We start from the raw sequence: 19,175 nt of genomic DNA, 5'->3' as shown, positions 1-19,175 counted from the left end.
CCCCGGCTGGCCGTTTTCGGACAGGGTTGCACCGGGCCGCTGCGTTCATGGCAGGGTCAAACGCTTCGCCCATTCAGCCATAGACTGAGGGTGATCTCCGTCGCGGTCCGTTGCCTGACATCATGCTGAAACTGCTCTGCCTGTCCCTTTCATGCGTGCTGGCGCTGGCGGCCTGCGACCGCACCAGTACCTCGGCCGATGCCGCCGCGACGCAGCAGAGCGGCGCGGGGCAGGGCGATGGCGACCATATGGTGTCGGTGGATACGCCCGAGCCGGTGGCGCCGCCGCGGCCGCGCGCACAGGCCGGCGAAGCCAACTGGCCGCAGGCGGAGCTGGACGCGGGCAAGGCCTGGATCAGTTGCGCCACCGATTACAGCAGCGAAGCCGGCGACGGCACGCTGCTGCCGGCGCTGGACCGCGCCAGCGTGGAGGCGGCGCTGGCGCCGTGTCGCGACACCGGCCTGCTGCGGGTGCGCTACGCCGGCAAGATCAACGCCGGTTTCGCTGCGTTGGTGTGGCGGCTGGCCGCGGTGGCCGAGCAACTGCGGCTGCCGCATCGCATCCTGGATCTGGATTCCAGCGGCGGGCAGGTGGAAGCGGCGATTCGCGCCGGCGATGTCATCGGCGAATCCAACTGGACCATCTGGGTGCGCGAAGGCTCGATCTGCCACAGCGCCTGCGTGTTCGTGCTGGCCGCCGGCGACAACCGGCTGGTGGCCGGCAAGGTCGGCATCCATCGCATGATGCGGATCAGTTCCAAGGCCACCTCGCGCGCGGAACTCAATCGCGAATTGCGCGAGGTCTACGGCAACGTCAAGGATTATCTGGAGCGCAACGGCGTGGCGGTGGCGGCGGCCGACCTGATGATGACCGTGCCCAACCGCAGCCTGCGCCTGCTGACGATGGACGAGCTGCGCGAGTACGGGCTGGATGGCACCAACGCGGTGCAGGACGACCTGGAGCGCATCCGCCAGATGCGCAAGTGCGGCGACGCCTTCGTGCGCCGCAAGGACGCGTTTCTGGTTGCCTTCGACCAGAAGTGCAAGGGCGAGGGCGCCGATCTGGAGGCGGTCAACGCCTGCGGCCTGGCCTTGAAGCAGCGCTTCGGCTTCCCGGATGCGGCCTGCCCGGAAGAAAGCCCGCTGGCCGAAACCGATGCCGCCGCGCTGCCGGCCACCGCCGCAGCGCAGGTAGCGCCGGCGGCCGACGCGGAGGCAGGAGCGCCAACTGCGGCACCTGCCGCAGAGTCGGCTGCCGAACCCGCGCCGGACCCCGCCCAGGGCGAGGGCTGAGCTTCACACCCACCGCACTGCCGGCTGCCTATGGTCGCGGCATACCACGGAGCCGGGGGCGACATGCTTGGAAAGACGAAAGGCGTTGCGCTGGCATATCTGCCATCGGCGCTGCTGGTGCTGGCCGGATTTGGCGTGGCCGAACTGCTGCAGGTGATCGCTGCGGCCAGCCATGTGCAGTGGCCGGCGACGCTGGCGGTGTGGCTGAGCCTGGCGGCCCTGATCGCTGCCATCGCGCGCGCACTGTGGGTCAGTTGGCGACTGTGGCGGCCGCGTGGTGTCGCGGCTGTTCCGCCCGGCGGCGACATCTGATTTTTGAGTCAAGGCGTGCGTTCCCGGCACCCGGCTCGCGCGTCGCTTGCACACTCACCTCACCATGCAGCGCAGGTCTTAAACTGCCGCGCTCGTCGCAAACTCTGCGGCGGTTCCCATCCGTTTGCTACGCACAAGGTCATCTGCCCCATGCTCCGTCCTCGTCTGCTTGCCGCACTGCTGTTGGCTCCCTCGCTGGTCCTGGCGCAACAGCCGCAGACGGCTGCACGTCCGGCCGCCGCTCCCCAGGCGGCGCCCACGGCCAGCCCGGCGCAGCAGGCGCAGCTGACCAAACAGAACACCGAGATGACCCAGGCGGCATTGCGGGTGGCGCAGATGGTCGACGCCAACCAGGTGGCCTCGCTGTGGGATGGCGCCTCCAGCGTCGCCAAGACCGCGGTCAAGCGCGATGTCTTCGTGAGCCAGATCGGCGCCGAACGTGCGCGCCTGGGGGCGGTGGTCGGACGCGGGCAGGGCTCGGTGACGCGGGTCAAATACGCTGCCGGCGCGCAGGTGCCCGAAGGCCTGTACGTCAACGTCAGCTTCCCGACCCGGTTTGCCAAGGCCCAGCAGCCGGTGCGCGAGCTGGTGTCGTTCCGCCTGGACGAGGACAAGACCTGGCGTCTCGCCGGTTACAGCCTGCGCGCGTCGATCAAGTGATCTTGCAGCTCATCGGGAGACCCGCGTGGAACTGACCATCGAACTGCAGATGCTGGGCTGGGCCATGGTGCTCGGCCTGGTGCAACTACTGGCCGCCTCGGCCAGCATGACCGCCCAGCGCGGGACCAAATGGAACGCCAGCGCCCGCGATGGCGACGCCAAGCCCTTGACCGGCGTCGCGGCGCGGCTGGATCGCGCCTTCCGCAATTATCAGGAGACCTTCCCGATCTTCGCTGCTGCGGTACTGGCGGTAAGCGTTGCCGGCCGTACCAATGCAGATACCGCCCTGGGTGTGCAGCTGTACCTGTGGGCGCGCGTGGCTTACGTGCCTGTGTATGCGGCAGGCATTCCTTATCTGCGCAGCGCAATCTGGGTGGTGTCGTTCTGGGGCATCGTCAAGCTGGTGCGGGCGTTGCTGGGCTGGTGACGCAGGCCGGGCTGCGTGCGCGCAGCCTGTGGTGAGTGGCTGAGAAAACGCAGCGACAGATCGCGCGCCTGCGACTGCGTTGGGCTGCCTGGTTCGGTCACTGCTTGATCCTGATCAAGTCCGGCCAGCACCACTGCCATTAAACTGAGAGCCGCTACCAAGACGGCTGCGCTCACCGCCAGGTGTGCGTGCCCGATGCGGCAGGTGCCACGCGGACATGCCGGTTGCTCTGCGCCGACCGCATCCAGCTGACCATTGCATGCGAGGTCTTGTTAGCTCCTCTGGGTCTCGGTGGTGAAGGAGCGTGGCATGCAATCGGTGGATGTCGCAGTCATTGGTGCCGGGCCGGTCGGCCTGAGTTTTGCGCGGTCGTTGGCCGGCAGTGGCCTGTCGGTGCTGGTGGTCGACCAGCAGCCGCGCGCGCAGCTGGCCGAGCCGGCCTTCGACGGACGCGAAATCGCGCTGACCCATGCCTCGCGTGCGTTGCTGGAGCAACTGGGCATCTGGCCGCAATTTCCCGCCGATGCGATCTCGCCGCTGCGCGACGCCCGCGTCATGGACGGACATTCGCACTTCGCGCTGACCTTCGCCGCCTCCGCGCGTGGTGCCGGCGATCTGGGCTGGCTGGTGCCCAATCATCTGATCCGTCGCGCGGCCTGGCAGGCGGTGCAGGCGCAAGCTGCGTTGGAGATGCGCTGCTCTTGCACGCTGCAGGCCGTGCAGCAGCAGCGCGACCGCGTGGTGCTGCAGTTATCCGATGGGGAAACGGTGGCGGCGCGCCTGCTGGTGGCGGCCGACAGTCGCTTTTCCAGCACCCAGCGCCTGCTCGGCATCGGTGCGCAGCTGCGTGATTTCGGCAAGACCATGCTGGTGTGCCGGATGCGGCATGCGCTGCCGCACGGGCATGCCGCCTGGGAGTGGTTTGGCTACGGCAAGACGCTGGCGTTGTTGCCTCTGCAGGGCAATCGGGCCGGTGCGGTGCTGACCCTGCCGCCGCGACAGGTGGAGGCCTTGCTGGCGATGGAGGCGGTGGACTTCAGTGCGGCGGTGACCGAGGCGTTCGAGCATCGGCTCGGGCCGATGCAGCAGGACGGCAGCCGGCATGCGTATCCGCTGGTGGCGGCCTATGCGCAACGCTTTATCGCCGAGCGTGCCGCGTTGATCGGTGATGCGGCGGTGGGCATGCACCCGGTCACCGCGCACGGCTTCAATTTCGGATTGCAGAGCCAGGCGCGCCTGGCCGAGCGTGTGCGCGCCGCTGCCGCCGCTGGGCGCGACATCGGGGCTGCGGCCCTGCTGCAGGGCTACGAGCGGGCGCACCGGCTGGCGACGCGGCCGCTGTATGAAGCGACCAACGCATTGGCCGCGCTGTATACCGACGACCGTGCGCCGGCCCGCCTGCTGCGACGTGGTGCCTTGCGTGCGGCGCATGCGGTGGCGCCGTTCAAGCAGGCGATTGCGGCGCATCTGACCCAGCGCAGCGTCTGACGTATCGAAGTGGGAGCAGGGAGGCACAGTGCGTGCAGCGCTGCGCTGTGGTCCTCACGCGCAGTGGCTTGTAACGGTGTTCGACATGCGGGCGGGCAATGCGGTTAGCGGCCCGTTCGCGGGTGCTCGTTCGGCAATCGGATGGGCTCGATCAGGCCGGATTTGCATGAGGTCGGCTTTCGTCAGGCGCGCCGCAGTCGGGCACGCAGCCATCAGGCCGGCGCGTTGACCCACGCAAGAATCGCATCGATCGCGCTGCGCGCATCGCCGCTGCGCAAGGCGTCTTCCAGCAGTGGAATCACCCAGGCGCAGCCGGCCTTGGTCACGTCTGCGCGCCAGCCGCCGGGCCAGGCTTCCAGCTCGTGCAAGGCCAGCATGCTGCAACCGCCGCGCTCGGCGTGACCGCCACGGATCGACTGCTCGAACCAGAACGGCGTGGGTGAATCGACGTCGATCGAGAAAATATAGACATCGTGGTCCGGGTCTTCAGTCGAGGGCGCGTTGTTGCGCCAGCTGACCTGCACCACGCTCATTCTGCCGGCTCCGCATCGGGGTCCAGCGCCAGCACGCGGATCTCCACATCGTCCAGTTGCACGCACTGGCCGGGGCGGATCTTGGCGGTCTTGCGCAGTTCCTGCACGCCATCGACGCTGACCGCGCCGCTGGCGACGATCGCCTTGCCCTGCCCACCGCTGTCGGCAATACCCGCCAGCTTGAGCAACTGGTTGAGTTCGATGTACTCGCCGTCCAGGTCGAATTCCAGAAATTGCATGGTGCGCTCGGTGACAGGAAGACGGCGATTATCCGCCCGTCGCAGCCGGCAACACCACCGTGCCGAACGCAGCCCCGGCAGGTGCAGTCGTGCGCGACGCAGGCGCGCCAGCGGCGGACACGACGCCGGAGGCGCGGTGCGGGGCGGCACGCTTATTCGCGTCGAAAGCGTGCAATCTCGTCCAGCATGCTTTCGGCGCGCACGACGCCGGGCCCGGCATGCGCGTTGTCGATGCGCTCCAGCCACGGATGGCGTTTGCGCTGCAGCCGTCGATAGCCGAGCCAGGTGCCGATGCCGCCGAGTACACCCACCAACAGATTGAGCAGCAGCCAGTCGTGCGGCAGGGTCAGGCCGGTCAGCCCGCGCCAGCCGGCGTCGGCCACGGCCACCCACAGCACCCAGAACGCCACGCCCAGCCACGGGGCCACCCGCGTGCGCCAGCGCCGCAGCTGCGCGAGCGCGCGCTGGGTCGGCAGCAGCGGTCCGGCAAAGTCCAGTTGCGCCAGCAGCTGCAGCTGCCGTAGTGCGGAGATCGCCAGTGCAATGCTCCACAGCTGCAGCAGCACGCCGCCGATGATGGCCGCAGCCTGATCGGTGTGGGCAAGCCAGCTGCGCGCGATCACGACGTGCAGCGCCACGGCGCACAGCAATTGCGCGGATTGGCTCAGCCACAGCGGGCGCAGGCTGGTGCGCGCCGCGTGGCCACGCACCTGGCCGACGATGTGGCCGATCTGCGTGCTGTGCTGATCCAGGCGGTGTTCCATCGCGTGCCAGGCGCGTTGCATGTCGTCGAGTTCCATCGAATGTTCCTTGGGCGAAGTGGGTGGTCAGAGTTCGGCGCGGATGCGCGCCTTGAGGCGGCTGAGTTTCGTGGCGACATTGGTCTCGCTGATGCCGAGCACCTCGCCGATCTCGCGGTAGCTGTGCGCATCCAGGTACAGCAGCATCAAGGCGCGTTCCAGCGGCGGCAGGTGGGCGATGAAGCCGTGGAGTGCGGCGACCTGCTGCGCGTGTGCCGGGTCGCGCGCCAGCGGGTCGGCGATGCTGTCGGCCACCGCCTCCAGCGGGAGCGGGTCCTGCGGCGCGCGGCTGCGGCCGCGCAGATCGCTGATCGCCACGTTCAAGGCGATGCGGTACATCCAGGTGGAAAAGCGCCGGCCGGCGTCGTAGCCGGGGAACGCGCGCCATAACTGCACGGTGATGTCTTGCGCCAGCTCGGCGCGGTCGTCCGGGTTCCAGCAATAGCTGGTCGCGACCTTCAGGACGATGCCGCGGTGCTGCTGCAGCAGAGCGTTGAAGCGGGTGTGCAGGTCTGTTTCCAGGGACATGGCTCCGGCCGGGTGGGTGGATGACAAGGGTCGAGGAGATGATTCGCCGCAGCGGGCGAATCCTCACAAGCTGAACGGACTGTCACGGAAATTTCGACAGCAGGGGGCCCGAGGGCGCACACTATGCTGCTTTGCGCCTGCCGGCTCCGTGCGGCGCCTCCGGAGTTACCCAATGACCCAAGAATCTCCCGCGCCGCTGCTGTTTGCAGACCTCGGCCTCTCAGACGCTGTGATGAAGGCGGTTGCCGCCGTCGGCTATGAGTCGCCGTCGCCGATCCAGGCCGCCACCATCCCCGCGCTGCTGGCCGGCCGCGACGTGCTCGGCCAGGCGCAGACCGGCACCGGCAAGACCGCCGCGTTCGCGCTGCCGGTGCTGTCCAATGCCGACCTCAACCAGCTCAAGCCGCAGGCGCTGGTGCTGGCGCCGACCCGCGAGCTGGCCATCCAGGTCGCCGAGGCGTTCCAGAAATATGCCGAAGCCATTCCCGGCTTCCGCGTGCTGCCGGTCTACGGCGGCCAGCCCTACGCGCAGCAGCTGAGCGCGCTCAAGCGTGGCGTGCATGTGGTGGTCGGCACCCCCGGCCGCGTGATCGATCACCTGGACCGTGGCACGCTGGACCTGTCCCAGCTCAAGACGCTGGTGCTGGACGAAGCCGACGAAATGCTGCGCATGGGCTTCATCGACGACGTCGAAGCGGTGCTGAAGAAGTTGCCGGAGAAGCGCCAGGTGGCGCTGTTCTCGGCGACCATGCCGCCGGCGATCCGCCGCATCGCGCAGACCTATCTGAAGGACCCGGCCGAAGTCACCATCGCGGCCAAGACCACCACCTCGGCCAATATCCGCCAGCGCTACTGGTGGGTGAGCGGCCTGCACAAGCTGGACGCACTGACCCGCATTCTCGAGGTCGAGCCGTTCGACGGCATGATCATCTTCGCGCGCACCAAGGCTGCCACCGAAGAGCTGGCGCAGAAGCTGCAGGCACGCGGCATGGCCGCGGCGGCCATCAACGGCGACATGCAGCAGGCCGCCCGCGAGAAGACCATTGCCCAGCTCAAGGACGGCAAGCTCGACATCCTGGTCGCCACCGACGTGGCCGCGCGCGGCCTGGACGTGGAGCGCGTCAGCCATGTGCTGAACTACGACATCCCGTACGACACCGAGAGCTACGTGCACCGCATCGGCCGTACCGGCCGTGCCGGCCGCAACGGCGACGCGATCCTGTTCGTCACCCCGCGCGAGAAGGGCATGCTGCGCGCGATCGAACGCGCCACCCGCCAGCCGATCGAAGAAATGCAGCTGCCGAGCGTGGATGCGGTCAACGACACCCGCGTGGCACGTTTCATGACCCGCATCACCGAGACCCTGGCCGGCGGCCAGATCGAGATGTATCGCGATCTGCTGCAGCGCTACGAGAGCGAGAACAACGTACCGGCGATCGATATCGCTGCGGCATTGGCCAAGTTGCTGCAGGGCGATGCGCCGTTCCTGCTGACCCCGCCGGTGCGCGGTGCACGCGAGGAATTTGCACCGCGCGAGCGCAACGATCGCGGCGACCGCAACGATCGCGGCGAGCGTCCGCGCTTCGAGCCGAAGTTCGAGCGTGGCCCGCGTGCCGATGGCGAGCGTGCGGCACGCCCGCCGCGTGCGGAACGTCCGGCGTTCGCCAGCGATGGCGCGGGCGCCGAGCGTCCGCGTCGCGATCCGGTTGCCCCGCGCGGCGAGCCGGAGTTCGGCATGGAGAGCTACCGCATCGAAGTGGGCCACACCCACGGCGTGAAGCCGGCCAACATCGTCGGCGCGATCGCCAACGAAGCCGGCCTGGAAAGCCGCTACATCGGCCGTATCGACATCCAGGACGATTATTCGATCCTGGACCTGCCGGCCGACATGCCGCGCGAGCTGCTGACGCACCTGAAGAAGGTCTGGGTGTCCGGCCAGCAGCTCAACATGCGCAAGCTGGAGGAAGGCGAGGCGGCCGCATCGCCGTCCAAGCCGCGCTTCCCGCGCGGCGGCAAGCCGTCCGGTCGCCCGAATGGCCCGAACCGTCCGATGGACCGCGCCGGCGCGCCGCATCGCAAGGGACCGCCCAAGCCCCGCGGCGAGTAAGCACCGCTGACAACCCGGCGGCCTGCGGCTGCCCGGCCGATCCGGCCGGTCGCCGCAGTCGCTATGCTTATCGATGCATAGCGGTGTACGCGCGTCATGCGCCGGCACCGCAGCGATTGTCGGCAGTACCCTGTTAGCCATGCTAAGTTCCGCGCCGACCGTGGCCGGGCGGGCGCAGCCATACAGACTGCGCCGTTGCGGCCGCTACTGCCTTCAGGCGCCCACTGGGCGCCTGAATCGCATTGGGCAGCAGCAGGGGGGCGAGGATGACAATGGCGCAGATGGCGGGCGGCACGAGCGGTGGGCGGACCATGCACCTGATGCGCGGCTGGCTGACGCTTCCCTTGGCCTTGTTGATCGGCATGGCCGTCAGCATGGCGGTGCTCTCGGCGCTGGTGATCGAGATTCAGTCCGGGGCAATGGCCTGGATCGTCGGCCAGAGCCACTGGTCCAATGCCCAGCAGGAATCGGTGTACTGGCTGGAGCGCTACCTGGGCAGCGGCGATCCGGCCGACCTGCAGGCCGCCTGTCGGGCGCTGGAAGTGCCGCTCGGCGACCGCGCGGCACGCGAGGCGGTCGAGCAGCCGGTGATCGACTGGGCTGCGGTCCATGCCGGGCTGGCCGCCGGCCGCAATGCCCGTGAGGACATGCCGCAAATGGTGCGGCTGTATCGCTACGGCCATGTCTTTCCGTATCTGGGCGACGCCATCGCGATGTGGAAACACACCGACGCCGACCTGCTGCAGCTGAGCACCCTGGCCGACCGGGCCGCCTCCGTGCAGGCCGCCAGCCGCCCGGATCCGCGCGCGCTGCAGGCCCTGCGCGACGAGCTGCACCTGCTCGACGGCCGCATGCGCGGCGATACCGCGCAGTTCCAGGCGCTGCTGGTCCGCTGTGCGCGGCTGCTGCACGATGTGATGGTGGTCTGCAGCCTGGCGACCCTGTTGCTGGTGCTGATCACCTGCGTGCTGGCGATGCGCCGCATCCGCAATTATCTGCTCTCGCACGAAGGCCGCTTCCGCACCGCGTTTCAGCAGGCGGCGCTGGGCATGGTCAAGTTCGACCTGCGCGGCCGCGTGCTCGATGCCAATGCTGCGATGGCCAACATCCTGCGCTACCGGCCGGAGGAACTGCAGGCCTGCACGCTGGCCGAGGTGCTGCATCCGGACCATATCGCACTGGACAGCCGCGGCCTGATCGACTGGCCGACACTGCTGCAGTCCGGCGAGCGGCGCTTGCTGCGCGCCGACGGCGGGGTGATGTGGGGGCGCTGGAGCGCGTCGCTGGTGGAGCCCGGCCCGGAGGAGCCGACCCTGGTGCTGGCGGTGATCGAAGACGTCTCGCATGCGCACGAGCTGGCCGACGAAGTCGCCTTCCATGCGCGCCACGATGCCTTGACCGGCCTGATCAACCGCCGCGAGATCGAACGCCGGCTGCTGCGCCTGATCGAGCCGCCGCAATCGCCGCAGCTCTGCCATGCGCTGTGCTTCGTCGACCTGGATCACTTCAAGCTGGTCAACGACACCTTCGGGCATGCGGTGGGCGACAAGTTCCTGTGCCACTTCGCCGACGTGATCACCATGCAGTTGCGCCCCGGCGACTGGCTGGGGCGGCTGGGTGGCGACGAGTTTGCGATCCTGCTGGCCAATACCGATCTGGCGCAGGCGCAGTCCTTGCTGGAGCGCATGCATGCGGTGCTGGGTCAGCCGTGGAGCCACCAGGGCGGACGGCCGCTGACGCCGAGCTGCAGTTTCGGCGTGGTGGAAATCCGCCAGGGCGCCAGCGACGTCAATGCCTTGATGACCGCCGCCGATCTGGCCTGCCATGCGGCCAAGGAAGAAGGGCGCAACCGCATTCGCTGCTTCGGCGAAAACGATCTGGCGCTGGCGCGGCGGCGCCACGACGGCGGCTGGATCAGCGCGGTGCAGCAGGCGATCGCCGAGGACCGGCTGCTGCTGTATGCGCAGAAGATCCAGGTGTTGAGCGATCCGGAACGCCTGCAGTACGAAGTGCTGGTGCGCATGCGCGCGCGCGACGGGCGGGTGCTGAGCCCGGGCGAATTCCTGCCTGCGGTGGAGCGCTACGGCCTGGGGCGCATGGTCGACGTGCATGTGCTGGAAACGCTGTGCGCGCAGCTGGCGGCCAGTCCGATGCATGTGGCCACGCTGGACCTGTGCCACGTCAATCTGTCCGCGCAGTCGATCGCGCAGCCGGATTTTCTCGATTTCGTGTGGTCCTTGTTCGAGCGCTACCCGAGCCTGGTGCCCAAGCTGTGCATGGAGATCACCGAGACCGCGGTCATCGGCGATCTGGAGCACGCGCAGCGCTTCGTGCAGAGCGTGCGTGCGCGCGGCTGCCATGTGGCGCTGGACGATTTCGGCAACGGCCTGGCCTCGTTCGGCTATCTCAAGCAGTTCACCGTGGATGTCCTCAAGATCGATTGCGGCTTCGTGCGCAACTACGCGCATGACGCGGTGGACCGCGCGGCAGTGCACTCGATCGCGCAGGTGGGCCTGGCGCTGGGGATCGAAGTGGTGGCCGAGGGCGTGGAGTCGGAGGCGGACATTCCCGGCCTGCGCGAGGCCGGTGTCGGCCAGGTGCAGGGTTTCAGCCTGCATCGTCCATGCCCGCTGGACGAGCTGCTGCACGCCGGGCAGCCGCTGCTGGCGCTGTCCTGATCGCAGATTGGTGCACGCGCGTCGCTCCAAATCGCCGATAATCGGCCGATGACGACCCGACTCAACAAATACATTGCCGAAACCGGCTTCTGCTCCCGCCGTGAGGCCGATCGCCTGATCGGCGAACGCCGGGTCACCGTCAATGGCGTGGCTGCCGGCACCGGTGCGGTGGTGGGCGAGGACGACACCGTGCTGGTGGACGGCCAGCCGCTGCGCACGCGCGCCGCCAGCAAGCCCGGTGGCCGCAAGCATGTCTACATCGCGCTCAACAAGCCGGTGGGCGTCACCTGCACCACCGAAAGTTCGGTCAAGGGCAACATCGTCGAATTCGTCGGCCACGAGCAGCGCATCTTCCCGGTCGGCCGGCTCGACAAGGAGTCAGAAGGTCTGATCCTGATGACCAGCAACGGCAACATCGTCAACGAGATCCTGCGCGCGGAAAATCGCCACCAGAAGGAATATCTGGTGGCGGTCAACAAGCCGGTCACCGACGAATTCCTGCGCGGTATGGCGCGCGGCGTGCGCATCCACAACGAGACCACGTTGCCGTGCCGCACCGCGCGCATCGCCAAGTTCGGCTTCCGCATCGTGCTGGAGCAGGGCTTGAACCGGCAGATCCGCCTGATGTCCGCCGAATTCGGCTACCGCGTGACCCAGCTGCGCCGGGTGCGCATCGACAACATCAAGCTGGCCGCGCTCAAGCCCGGGCAGTGGCGCAACCTCAGCGATGCGGAGTTGCGTGGACTGCTGCCGCAACGCACCGACTGGTGAGCGTTTCTCGCGCGTTGGACTGAACCGCAACAGCACGGTGCATCGGCTGCGCAGGCGCAACCCGATGGCCGTGCATGACCGGCTCGGTCATACTTCCGCCGCCGACAGCCAGCTGGGGAGCGGGCAGAGTGATCAAACCGACATTGCCGGACAACGAAGCCGAGCGGCTTGCAGCGCTGCGTCAGTACGAAGTGCTGGATTCGCCGCCCGAGCGTGCCTTCGACGACCTCACCATGATTGCGTCCACGCTGTGCGAGACGCAGATGGCGGCGGTGGTGCTGGTGGACGAACAGCGGCAATGGTTCAAGTCCGCACATGGCGCGCCGCGCAGCGAGGCATCGCGCGACATCTCGTTCTGCGCGCATGCGATCCTGCGCCCGGATGAAGTGATGATGGTCGACGACACCTTGCTCGACCCGCGCTTCCACGACAATCCGATGGTGACCGGCAGCGCGGCGGTACGCTTCTATGCCGGCGCGCCGTTGGTGACCAGCGAGGGCATGGCGCTGGGCTCGCTCTGCGTCTTCGACCAGACCCCGGCGCATCTGCGCGAAGAGCAGCGTGCTGCCCTGCAGGCATTGTCGCGGCAGGCCGCGCATCTGCTGGAACTGCGCCTGGCCGGCAAGCGCCTGCGCCAGCAACTGCACGAGCGCGAATGGTACGAGCAGCAGCTGGCCGGCTATTACGCGCAGATGGACGCGCTGAATGCCGATCTGGTCGAGCAGACCCGCACCGATCCGCTGACCGGCTTGCCCAATCGACGCGCGTTTTCAGTGGCCTTGGCCGCGGCCATGGAACAGACGCGTGCGGCAGGCCAGCCGTTGTCGGTGGCGTTGCTGGACGTGGACCACTTCAAGACCGTCAACGACGTGCATGGGCACGACCAGGGCGATGTGGTGCTGCGCGAACTGTCGGCGTTGCTGCGTGCGCATGTGGCCGGTGCCGGCACCATTGCGCGTTATGGCGGCGAGGAGTTCGTGCTGCTGCTGCCCAACGTGGATCTGCTGCAGGCGCGCGTGCAGTGCGAATACCTGCGCCAGAGCGTGGCGGTGATGACGATCGCGCTGCCGGTGACGGTGAGTATCGGCGTGGCCACGCTGCATCCGCAGGAAAGCGTGGAGGCGGTGATCAAGCGCGCCGACCAGGCCCTGTATGCGGCCAAGCGTGGCGGGCGTGATCAGGTGGTGGCGTTGGGGTAGGGGGCGTGCGCACGCGGGTGCGTCATCGATAAGGCCGGTCGCGGCCTGGGCCGCTGCGACGGTGGCGTTTGTTGGTTGCGCCGTGCGGTCAGTCGACGATGTTCTTCGCCTCGGCAGTGCCGAGCAGCTCCGGGTGCACGATCTTGCGCCGGCGCTCCAGCACCGGATGCAGGAACACCGCGCCGAGAATGATCGCCACGCCGAGATAGAACTGCAGGGTCAGCTCGCGTTGCTCGCCGAGCAGTGCGATCGCCAGCACGATGGCGTAGACCGGTTCCAGGTTGGTCACCAACTGCACCGAGTAGGCGCTGAGATGGCGCAGCGCCACCAGTGCCAGCGCAAACGGCAGCAGCGTGCAGGCCAGCGACAGCACCAGCAGCAGGACGCCGTCGTTCAGGCTGGGGATGATCATCAGGTCGCCATGCAGCGACGGCAGCAACAACGGCATGGCCGGCGCCAGCACCGTCAGGGTCAAGGTGCCGGCGCCAAGCTCAAGTGCGGTGACGGTGAGCGGGTCGGCATGCGCGACCATGCGCTTGTTGAGCGAGCCGAACAGGCCGACGAATACCGCCGAAATTGCGCCGACCACCACGCCGGCGCGCATGCCATCCGGCACCCCGCCGACCACCAGCGCCACGCCGGGCAGCACTGCCAGGCCGAACAGCAATTCGCGCGGGCGGAAGGGGCGTTGCGTCACCCATGGCTCGATCACGGCGGTGAACACCGGCGCCAGTGCAATGCAGGTCGCCGCCACCGAGGCATTGGCCAGCTTGATCGCGCCGTAGAAGGTCAGCCAGTGCAGGGCCACCAGGGCGCCAATGCCGCAATAGCCCAGCACCACTTGGCCGGACAGCCCGCGCAATCCGCGCCACACCCGCGGCAACAGCGCCAGCGCCACCACCACGATCAACATGCGCCACCACACCAGTGGCAACGCGGGCAGCGTGATCAGCTTGCCCAGGATCGCGGTGATGCCCCAGAGCAGGACGCAGAAATGGATTTGCAGTTGCGCCTTGCGCAGGTCGGTCGTGGGCATGCGCCATTGTCGCCGAAGACGCGACGCAACGCCCCTGTCAGCGCGCCCCCAACGCCTGCAGCAACGCCATCGCCGCGGCCGGATTGCGCTCCTTGGCAGCACTGATGAAAAACACGAACACCTCGCGCGGCGTGGCTGCGGGGTGCGTCGATGCGTCGATATGCGGCAGGTCCGCCACATCGTCGCCGCGCCGCCAGGCCTGGATGCGCTCGGCCCAGCGCGCCAGTGCCGGCGCCGGGTAGCCGGCATGCAGGCGCGCCTGGCTGCGCATCAGCCGCGCATAGACAAAGTCGGTGGACAGATCGGCAAAGGACGGATGCTCGTCCGAATCGGTGAACACCGTGGCCACCCCATGCCGGCGCACCAATGCCAGCAGCGCGGCATCCACCGCGTCGTGGTCGCGGATTTCCAGCACATGGCGCAGCACGCGCTTGCCGGCACGTTTGGGCAGCAACGACAGGAAGGCGTCCAGGTCGTCGGCCTGCAGCCGATGCCCTTGTTCGAACTGCCACACCAGCGGCCCCAGCGTATCGCCGAGCTCGACAATGCCGCCGATGAAGTCGTCCACCTGCGCCTGGGTGCCTGCCAGTTTGCGCGACTGGGTAATGCGGCGCGGTGCCTTGGCCGAGAAGACGAACCCGGGCGGCACCTGGTCGCGCCACTTCGCGTAGGTGGCCGGTTTCTGCGTCCCGTAATACGTGCCGTTGATCTCGATGGCGGTGACGTGGCGGCTTGCGTATTCCAGTTCGCGGCGCTGCACCAGCCCTTGCGGATAGAACATCCCCGCCCGCCATGGCGCATACACCCAGCCGCCGATACCGACGTGGATGCCATCGAGCGCGGGCGGGGTGGCGGCGAACAGATCGGTCATGACAGATTCCACGTTGGCGTGAGCGCGCGCCTGGCATGTTCGCAGACGCACAGATGTGGCAAGCCGCCCAGATGATAGCCCCGCCGGCTCCGCGGCAAAGCGGCGGCTGCCAAAACGCTTGCGCACTGCCAGGCAGGCGCGGCCGTTGGCGCGCGGCGGCATGCAGGCGTTGCGCACTCGATGCAGGCACCGCCCGGCCAGCCGGCTGGGCGATCGGCGGCTTACGCGGACGCGGCCATGCCGCTACCATCGCAGATCGCCACTTTCGGACCGCAGCGATGACCTGGACCACGCCCGATCTGTGTGACCGCTTTCCCGAGGTGAGCATCGCCGAGCCGCTGTTCCGCTCCTATGGCGGACGTGCGGCATTCTCCGGGCCGATGGTCACCGTGCGCTGTTTCGAGGACAACTCGCGGGTGCGCGAGCTGGCCTCCACGCCTGGCGACGGCCGTGTGCTGGTGATGGACGGGCAGGGCTCGTTGAAGCACGCGCTGCTGGGCGACCAGATCGCGATGCAGGCGGTCGCCAACGGCTGGGCCGGCGTGTTGATCCACGGCTGCGTGCGCGATGTGGAGATCCTGGCCACGCTGCCGCTGGGCGTGCTGGCGCTGGGTGCCTGCCCCCGCCGCACCGAGCGCCGCGATCTGGGTGATGTGGATGTGCCGGTGAATTTTGCCGGCGTGGCCTTCGTGCCCGGCCATTGGCTGTATGCCGATGGCAACGGCGTGTTGGTGGCACCGCTGCCGCTGTCGCTGGACAGTGCCGGTGGATCGACCTGAGCGAACGAGAGGACGTGCGACAGTGACCGTGAACCGATGGCTGAGTGGAGGCGTGCTGATGCTGGCTAGCTTGGTGACGACGCAGGCGGCCGAGCTTCCCGCCGGCATGCAGCAGTTCGACGCGCAGATGGAACGCGTGCGCAAGCAGTTCGATGTGCCCGGCATTGCGGTGGCCATCGTCAAGGATGGGCAGGTGGTGCTGGAGCGCGGCTACGGCGTGCGCGAGATCGGCAAGCCTGCGCCGGTGCAGCCCGACACGCTGTTTGCGATCGCCTCCAACACCAAGGCGTTCACTGCCGCATCGCTGTCGATCCTGGCCGACGAGGGCAAGCTCTCGCTCGACGACAAGGTCATCGACCACCTGCCGTGGTTCCGCATGTCCGACCCGTACGTCAGCGGCGAGATGCGTGTGCGCGATCTGCTCGCGCACCGCAGCGGCCTGAGCCTGGGCGCGGGCGATCTGTTGTTCTGGCCGACCACCAGCTACAGCACCGACGAAGTGGTGCAGCGCCTGTCCAAGGTGCCGCTGAAGGGCGGTTTCCGCGATCGCTACGCCTACGACAATATCCTGTATGCGGTGGCGCAGAAGGTGATCGAGCAGGTCTCCGGGCAGACCTATGCGGCGTTTCTGCAGCAACGCATCTTCGCCCCGGTGGGCATGCGCGGTACGCGCTTCAATGCCGACCATCTGCAACCGGGCGACAACGCGGCCGTGGGCCATGCCAAGTACGACTTCACCGAGCTGCGCACGGTCGCGCCGCTGACTTGGTCCAACAACTCCGGTGCCGGCGGCATCTATTCCAGCGCGCACGACATGGCGTTGTGGATGAAGGTGCAACTGGCCGGCGGCATCCTGCCCGATGGCACGCCGCTGTTTAGTGCCAAACGGCAGCAGGAGATGTGGTCGATGATCACGCCGATCGCGATTGCCGACCCGGCCGTGCCGGAGCTGGCGGCGGCACGCCCCAATTTTGCCGGCTACGGTGAGGGCTGGAGCCTGAGCGACTACCGCGGCCATCGGCTGGTGTGGCACACCGGCGGCTGGCCGGGCATGGTGTCGCGGCTGACGCTGGTGCCCGACCAGCAGCTGGGCGTGGTGGTGCTGACCAATCAGGAGATCGGTGCGGCCTTCAATGCGGTGACCCTGCAGGTGCTGGATGCGTTCCTGCAGATGCCGGCCACCGATTGGACCGCTGCCTATGCCAAGGCGGTGGCCAAGGCCGACGGCGATGCGGACACCAGCTGGAAGAAGCATCAGGACGCACGCGCAGCGCGCTCCACGCCGTCGTTGCCGTTGCGCAGCTATGCGGCGACCTATCGCGACCCGTGGTACGGCGACGTGGTGATCCGTCAGGACGGCAAGCGCCTGCGTCTGCAGTTTTCCAAGACCGCGCAATTGATCGGCACGCTGGAGCATTGGCAACACGACAGCTTCATCGTGCGCTGGGACGATCGCAGCCTGAATGCCGATGCCTTCGTCAATTTCGCGCTGACCCCGGATGGCGCGGTGCGCGAGATGCGGATGGAGGCGATCTCGCCGCTGACCGATTTCAGCTTCGATTTCCAGGATCTGGTGTTGACGCCGGTGGCAGCGGAGCAAGCCGGACACAAGTGACACATCACTCGTCCTGCAAGCGGGTCACGGTCACCGCACGGAGCGTGTAGTGGCCGGCGGCCGGTGCAGTATCGGTGTGCCGTCCACGCCATCACCAACCGGTTGCAGGGCTTTCGGGTGTCATCTGCGCCGCGATGTGGGCTGCAGGATGCATTGATCGTGGCGTGTGCCGGCAACCGGGCTCGGTGGGCATGCGTCACGTGGTCGGGCCTGCCGGTGCAGGCAGGCGTGCCGACGCCCGACGGCGCGTTGGCGCCAGCTGCATGATGCTATCGCCGGCCGGCACGGCTCGTTATGATCCGCGCACTTCTCAGGGATGTTGCCCAACGCATGACCACTCCGCAGATGTCGGTGTATTTCTTCTTGCAGGCTGCGGTGATCCTGCTGATCTGTCGTCTGGTGGGATTGCTGGCCAAGCGGGTGGGGCAGCCGCAGGTAGTCGGCGAGATGATTGCCGGCGTGGCGTTGGGTCCGTCGCTGTTCGGCATATTACTGCCGGATATGCAGGCGGCGCTGTTTCCCAAGCAGACGCTGGACGTGCTGTATGTGCTGGCCCAGTTCGGCGTGGGCCTGTACATGTTCCTGGTCGGCACCGACTTCCGCAGCGATCATTTCCGTGCACGCTATCGCAGCGCGATGAGCGTGTCGCTGGCCGGGATCGCGGTGCCGTTCGCATTGGCCTTCGCGATGTGTCCGTGGCTGATCAACGTGGAGGGCTTGTTCTCGGAAAAAGCCAAGTTGATGGAGGCCTCGCTGTTCCTGGGCGCGGCCATTGCCATTACCGCCTTCCCGATGCTGGCGCGCATCATCCACGAGCGCGGGCTGACCAATAGCCCGTTGGGCACGCTGGCACTCACTGCAGGTGCGTTCGACGATGCGGCGGCGTGGTGCATTCTTGCCGTGGTGCTGGCCAGCTTCGGCGGCAGCTGGGGCAGCGCCTATCTGGCCATCGGCGGCGGCGTTGCGTATGCGGCGTTCATGATCTTTGTCGGCCGGCATTTGCTGCGTCGTCTCGAGCGTTATGTGGTGCAGGACCAACCGCTGAGCAATGGCGTGTTGGCAGTCATCCTGATGCTGTTCTGCCTCAGCGCCTGGGCGATGGATGCGATCGGCATCCATGCAGTCTTCGGTGGCTTCCTGCTCGGCGTCTGCCTGCCCAGGGGCGCGTTGACCGAAAAATTGCGCGAGATGATGCAGCCGTTCGTGGTGGTGTTCCTGCTGCCGATGTTCTTCACCTATTCCGGCTTGAAGACGCAGCTGAGCGTGTTGCTGCAGCCGCAGATCATGCTGGCCGGCGTGGCGATTCTGGCCGCATCGTTCATCGGCAAGGGACTGGCCTGCTGGGCCGCCGCACGCATCACCGGCGAGAACAACCGCGATGCGATGGCGATCGGCTCGCTGATGAATGCACGCGGTTTGATGGAACTGATCATCATCAACATCGGGTTGCAGGCCGGCGTGATCGAACAAGGCCTGTTCTCGGTGCTGGTGCTGATGGCGATCCTCTCCACGCTGATGGCCACGCCGCTGTTCAACTGGATCATGCGTCGCCACGCCGACGTGACCGCTGCGGTGCCGAGCCTGCAGCAGCGTTGAGGCCGCTGGCTCGTTTTGTCGCTGATATGCGGACTACCATCGCGTCACGATTAGGTAGCGATGGGGCTGCACGATTATTTTGATGCTCGCCACGCCACGCTGCGAGATGCCGAACGCGCGTTTCCCGCCCACGCGCGCTCGCATGCGTCATTGGCCTTGGCAACGCGCAACTCGGCGGCGTCGGGTGCGCAGCGATGCAGCCAGTGGCGCATCGCTGCATACTTGCAGCGCAAACAGGTAGCCA

Annotated in this window: 18 protein-coding genes and 1 other RNA gene; 13 read left to right on the top strand and 6 right to left on the bottom strand. The window is 67.4% G+C overall.

What is annotated here, in order from left to right; translation table 11 throughout:
- The first annotated feature begins 122 nt into the window (after positions 1-122).
- The 6 genes from AC06DU_RS13765 to ubiM all read left to right on the top strand — a co-directional run bounded on the left by AC06DU_RS13765 (position 123) and on the right by ubiM (position 4,179).
- A complete protein-coding gene (locus tag AC06DU_RS13765; RefSeq protein WP_478202649.1) occupies positions 123-1,292 on the top strand; it encodes a COG3904 family protein in 1,170 nt (389 codons plus the stop codon).
- A 63-nt stretch (positions 1,293-1,355) separates the two neighbouring features.
- The gene (locus AC06DU_RS13760; RefSeq protein WP_054591543.1) at positions 1,356-1,604 is read left to right on the top strand and encodes a hypothetical protein; all 249 of its coding nucleotides are present in this window, start codon (positions 1,356-1,358) and stop codon (positions 1,602-1,604) included.
- A 150-nt stretch (positions 1,605-1,754) separates the two neighbouring features.
- The gene (locus AC06DU_RS13755) at positions 1,755-2,264 is read left to right on the top strand and encodes a DUF4019 domain-containing protein (protein WP_104543378.1); all 510 of its coding nucleotides are present in this window, start codon (positions 1,755-1,757) and stop codon (positions 2,262-2,264) included.
- Between the two features lie 25 nt (positions 2,265-2,289).
- Positions 2,290-2,691, top strand: coding sequence for an MAPEG family protein (locus tag AC06DU_RS13750; protein WP_102251666.1), 402 nt, complete (start codon positions 2,290-2,292; stop codon positions 2,689-2,691).
- A gap of 202 nt (positions 2,692-2,893) precedes the next feature.
- A non-coding RNA gene (locus AC06DU_RS13745) (sX9 sRNA) lies at positions 2,894-2,969 on the top strand.
- A 31-nt stretch (positions 2,970-3,000) separates the two neighbouring features.
- Entirely contained in the window at positions 3,001-4,179 is a 1,179-nt protein-coding gene (gene ubiM, locus AC06DU_RS13740) for a 5-demethoxyubiquinol-8 5-hydroxylase UbiM (protein ID WP_478202648.1), read from the top strand.
- 212 nt (positions 4,180-4,391) lie between these two features.
- Here the strand turns inward: ubiM and AC06DU_RS13735 are convergent, their stop codons facing one another.
- The 4 genes from AC06DU_RS13735 to AC06DU_RS13720 form a co-directional block, all read right to left on the bottom strand.
- Positions 4,392-4,712 carry a hypothetical protein gene (locus AC06DU_RS13735; RefSeq protein ID WP_478202647.1) on the bottom strand — a complete coding sequence of 107 codons (321 nt, stop codon included), beginning with the start codon at positions 4,710-4,712 and terminating at the stop codon, positions 4,392-4,394.
- Positions 4,709-4,951, bottom strand: coding sequence for an RNA-binding S4 domain-containing protein (locus AC06DU_RS13730; protein WP_024939760.1), 243 nt, complete (start codon positions 4,949-4,951; stop codon positions 4,709-4,711). Before AC06DU_RS13730 ends, AC06DU_RS13735 begins: the two co-directional genes overlap by 4 nt.
- Positions 4,952-5,103: 152 nt before the next feature.
- A complete protein-coding gene (locus tag AC06DU_RS13725; protein ID WP_478202646.1) occupies positions 5,104-5,751 on the bottom strand; it encodes a hypothetical protein in 648 nt (215 codons plus the stop codon).
- Between the two features lie 27 nt (positions 5,752-5,778).
- Positions 5,779-6,279, bottom strand: coding sequence for an RNA polymerase sigma factor (locus AC06DU_RS13720; RefSeq protein ID WP_046343499.1), 501 nt, complete (start codon positions 6,277-6,279; stop codon positions 5,779-5,781).
- Between the two features lie 172 nt (positions 6,280-6,451).
- On the opposite strand from AC06DU_RS13720, the gene AC06DU_RS13715 reads away from it, so the two are divergent.
- The 4 genes from AC06DU_RS13715 to AC06DU_RS13700 all read left to right on the top strand — a co-directional run bounded on the left by AC06DU_RS13715 (position 6,452) and on the right by AC06DU_RS13700 (position 13,034).
- Complete coding sequence (locus AC06DU_RS13715; protein WP_046343498.1) at positions 6,452-8,386, top strand: DEAD/DEAH box helicase; 1,935 nt, start codon at positions 6,452-6,454, stop codon at positions 8,384-8,386.
- Positions 8,387-8,658: 272 nt separating this feature from the next.
- A complete protein-coding gene (locus tag AC06DU_RS13710) occupies positions 8,659-11,064 on the top strand; it encodes a putative bifunctional diguanylate cyclase/phosphodiesterase (RefSeq protein WP_478202645.1) in 2,406 nt (801 codons plus the stop codon).
- Between the two features lie 48 nt (positions 11,065-11,112).
- On the top strand, positions 11,113-11,835 hold the full coding sequence (locus tag AC06DU_RS13705) for a pseudouridine synthase (RefSeq protein ID WP_104568218.1): 723 nt from the start codon (positions 11,113-11,115) through the stop codon (positions 11,833-11,835).
- A 74-nt stretch (positions 11,836-11,909) separates the two neighbouring features.
- A complete protein-coding gene (locus tag AC06DU_RS13700; protein ID WP_209271869.1) occupies positions 11,910-13,034 on the top strand; it encodes a GGDEF domain-containing protein in 1,125 nt (374 codons plus the stop codon).
- A gap of 88 nt (positions 13,035-13,122) precedes the next feature.
- Here AC06DU_RS13700 and AC06DU_RS13695 read toward each other — a convergent pair whose 3' ends face one another.
- Both AC06DU_RS13695 and AC06DU_RS13690 read right to left on the bottom strand, forming a co-directional pair.
- Positions 13,123-14,070, bottom strand: coding sequence for a DMT family transporter (locus AC06DU_RS13695; RefSeq protein WP_478202644.1), 948 nt, complete (start codon positions 14,068-14,070; stop codon positions 13,123-13,125).
- 37 nt (positions 14,071-14,107) lie between these two features.
- Positions 14,108-14,941: a DUF72 domain-containing protein gene (locus tag AC06DU_RS13690; protein ID WP_478202643.1), complete on the bottom strand. Its 834-nt coding sequence runs from the start codon at positions 14,939-14,941 to the stop codon at positions 14,108-14,110.
- Positions 14,942-15,219: 278 nt separating this feature from the next.
- On the opposite strand from AC06DU_RS13690, the gene rraA reads away from it, so the two are divergent.
- The 3 genes from rraA to AC06DU_RS13675 all read left to right on the top strand — a co-directional run bounded on the left by rraA (position 15,220) and on the right by AC06DU_RS13675 (position 18,931).
- Complete coding sequence (gene rraA, locus AC06DU_RS13685) at positions 15,220-15,720, top strand: ribonuclease E activity regulator RraA (protein ID WP_478202642.1); 501 nt, start codon at positions 15,220-15,222, stop codon at positions 15,718-15,720.
- 22 nt (positions 15,721-15,742) lie between these two features.
- A complete protein-coding gene (locus AC06DU_RS13680; RefSeq protein ID WP_478202641.1) occupies positions 15,743-17,335 on the top strand; it encodes a serine hydrolase in 1,593 nt (530 codons plus the stop codon).
- A gap of 330 nt (positions 17,336-17,665) precedes the next feature.
- Positions 17,666-18,931 (top strand): cation:proton antiporter, encoded by a 1,266-nt coding sequence (locus tag AC06DU_RS13675; RefSeq protein ID WP_102584944.1) that lies wholly within the window; start codon positions 17,666-17,668, stop codon positions 18,929-18,931.
- Positions 18,932-19,175 lie beyond the last annotated feature (244 nt).

The sequence above is a fragment of the Xanthomonas sp. NCPPB 3200 genome, from assembly GCF_056393585.1.
This window is presented reverse-complemented; position numbering and strand designations above follow the sequence as displayed.

Bases quoted from the DNA above. Each gene is read 5' to 3' on its own strand.
- AC06DU_RS13765 (WP_478202649.1), top strand. From the start codon at position 123: ATGCTGAAACTGCTCTGCCTGTCCCTTTCATGCGTGCTGGCGCTGGCG.
- AC06DU_RS13735 (WP_478202647.1), bottom strand. From the start codon at position 4,712: ATGAGCGTGGTGCAGGTCAGCTGGCGCAACAACGCGCCCTCGACTGAA.
- AC06DU_RS13675 (WP_102584944.1), top strand. From the start codon at position 17,666: ATGACCACTCCGCAGATGTCGGTGTATTTCTTCTTGCAGGCTGCGGTG.
- AC06DU_RS13720 (WP_046343499.1), bottom strand. From the start codon at position 6,279: ATGTCCCTGGAAACAGACCTGCACACCCGCTTCAACGCTCTGCTGCAG.
- AC06DU_RS13700 (WP_209271869.1), top strand. From the start codon at position 11,910: ATGACCGGCTCGGTCATACTTCCGCCGCCGACAGCCAGCTGGGGAGCG.
- AC06DU_RS13725 (WP_478202646.1), bottom strand. From the start codon at position 5,751: ATGGAACTCGACGACATGCAACGCGCCTGGCACGCGATGGAACACCGC.
- ubiM (WP_478202648.1), top strand. From the start codon at position 3,001: ATGCAATCGGTGGATGTCGCAGTCATTGGTGCCGGGCCGGTCGGCCTG.
- AC06DU_RS13755 (WP_104543378.1), top strand. From the start codon at position 1,755: ATGCTCCGTCCTCGTCTGCTTGCCGCACTGCTGTTGGCTCCCTCGCTG.
- AC06DU_RS13715 (WP_046343498.1), top strand. From the start codon at position 6,452: ATGACCCAAGAATCTCCCGCGCCGCTGCTGTTTGCAGACCTCGGCCTC.
- AC06DU_RS13710 (WP_478202645.1), top strand. From the start codon at position 8,659: ATGGCGCAGATGGCGGGCGGCACGAGCGGTGGGCGGACCATGCACCTG.
- rraA (WP_478202642.1), top strand. From the start codon at position 15,220: ATGACCTGGACCACGCCCGATCTGTGTGACCGCTTTCCCGAGGTGAGC.
- AC06DU_RS13695 (WP_478202644.1), bottom strand. From the start codon at position 14,070: ATGCCCACGACCGACCTGCGCAAGGCGCAACTGCAAATCCATTTCTGC.
- AC06DU_RS13730 (WP_024939760.1), bottom strand. From the start codon at position 4,951: ATGCAATTTCTGGAATTCGACCTGGACGGCGAGTACATCGAACTCAAC.
- AC06DU_RS13705 (WP_104568218.1), top strand. From the start codon at position 11,113: ATGACGACCCGACTCAACAAATACATTGCCGAAACCGGCTTCTGCTCC.
- AC06DU_RS13690 (WP_478202643.1), bottom strand. From the start codon at position 14,941: ATGACCGATCTGTTCGCCGCCACCCCGCCCGCGCTCGATGGCATCCAC.
- AC06DU_RS13760 (WP_054591543.1), top strand. From the start codon at position 1,356: ATGCTTGGAAAGACGAAAGGCGTTGCGCTGGCATATCTGCCATCGGCG.